Raw genomic sequence first — 1,529 nt, forward strand, 5'->3', positions numbered from 1 at the left:
AAGATATGGTAGCAAACCTATTAAGAGCCAATGGTCAGGATTATAACCATTGGCTTCATTTACATCATCAGAAATACATTGAAGAAAATCAAGATCTAGTAATGAAGGCTTTGCAAGCTTATAAAGCAACATCAACAGAAGTAAAGGAAGATAGCAAGGCGAATGAATCAAGTCAGCTTAGTAACGTATAAGCATCTAAAAATGAAAAGGGAGTGAATGTATATGTTGGAAACAATAGCTCAAATGTTAGTGTTAGGTGATGCGATGGATGGTCTAATTAATACAGGTAATTCTTTTATTGCATGGATGCAAAGAGGGGCAATGGTTAGTACAGCGATTGTATTTTGCTGGGGCGCTTATCTATTAATTTGGGGCGGTGAACGAGGAAGACATAAATGTATTTGGTGGTTTATTGGTGGGGCAGCCGGACTTGTTATCGTAATGGGATGCCAATACTTAGCAGAGAGCGTAAATAGCAATGTAAAATTTGGTCAAATCTTATTCCCGTTTTTCTGGATGAAATAGTGAAAAAATATAAATAAGGCAATGAGGAGGCTATGCAAAGGGTATGGCTTTTTTTGTTGCCTTTTTTTATTAGAATTTGAATTTTATAGAAAAAGAGAGGGGTTTTGATGTCTTTAATTATTAATTTTGATAAGGATCACTATTTTACATTTATCAAAAAAACATGTGAAGAGTTTGAAGTGCCTAAAGATTTATATTTGAATTGGATGGAGAAAATGAATGGCGATAAAATTGTAGTTAGCTCAACATTCGGTCAGAATGGATTCCCTTTTCGTCTCCAAAAATATGAAGAGGGGAGTTTAGAAACAAGCGTTATCGCAATTCAATTTAATACATTCAATTTTCATGATCTTACTATCTTATGGGAATATCGAAAATTTGGATATCCAGAAGGTAAACTTTATGCGATCGAAGGAAAACGAAAATATTTAAATAAAGATGAATTAGTGTTTTACATTAGTCAAGGATACAAATGGACTGAAAAACTCAATCCACCAATAGCTATAAACTTTTCGCTTGCGAAGAAAGGTATATTTTATTCATCATATAAAGATTTTAAATAAAGTTTGATTTGGAACGTTGTATTTGAGTGAATTTAATACAATTTGAATTTGATACAAAAAGGAGGCTGGATTATAGGGTTTATCGTACAGTCCTTTAAAGAGTTTTATAGTAATCCAGTAGGATTCTACTTGATCGTGGCGCTGATAGCTATGTTAGTATTTACTGTTTGTTATTTTATTTTCATGTGTATGGTGTCAACTGAGCGAGCTTTTGATTTTTTAGGCAGGTTGTTAAGAGACCTTTTACCATTAGCGTTTTTATTTGCTGTCTTCCTTGTATTAGGTTCTTTTTTGTACTATGTATTTTGAGATCAATCGAAATGAAAGTAAATATAAATCAAATGGAAGAAAGGAGAAGCCATGTTTGTCATTTTTAAGAGTAGCAATGGAACAGAAATTGAGTCGGGTAAGCAATATTCGTTTCATGAAGCTTATATCTTA

3 protein-coding genes are annotated in these 1,529 nt (G+C 32.8%); all 3 read left to right on the forward strand.

Annotated features, from left to right (window positions below):
- Nucleotides 1-191 (forward strand): hypothetical protein (locus BM089_RS30415; protein ID WP_139213370.1); only part of this gene is annotated, 191 nt, incomplete at its 5' end.
- A gap of 25 nt (nt 192-216) precedes the next feature.
- Nucleotides 217-525 carry a hypothetical protein gene (locus tag BM089_RS30420; protein ID WP_090979231.1) on the forward strand — a complete coding sequence of 103 codons (309 nt, stop codon included), beginning with the start codon at nt 217-219 and terminating at the stop codon, nt 523-525.
- Between the two features lie 107 nt (nt 526-632).
- Nucleotides 633-1,088: a hypothetical protein gene (locus BM089_RS30425; RefSeq protein ID WP_090979235.1), complete on the forward strand. Its 456-nt coding sequence runs from the start codon at nt 633-635 to the stop codon at nt 1,086-1,088.
- Nucleotides 1,089-1,529: the final 441 nt, after the last annotated feature.

It is taken from the genome of Bacillus sp. 5mfcol3.1 (assembly GCF_900114335.1).
Lineage (GTDB): Bacteria > Bacillota > Bacilli > Bacillales > Bacillaceae_G > Bacillus_A > Bacillus_A thuringiensis_S.

Excerpts from the sequence above, each read along its gene's own strand:
- BM089_RS30420 (WP_090979231.1), top strand. The coding sequence starts at position 217 with ATGTATATGTTGGAAACAATAGCTCAAATGTTAGTGTTAGGTGATGCG.
- BM089_RS30425 (WP_090979235.1), top strand. The coding sequence starts at position 633 with ATGTCTTTAATTATTAATTTTGATAAGGATCACTATTTTACATTTATC.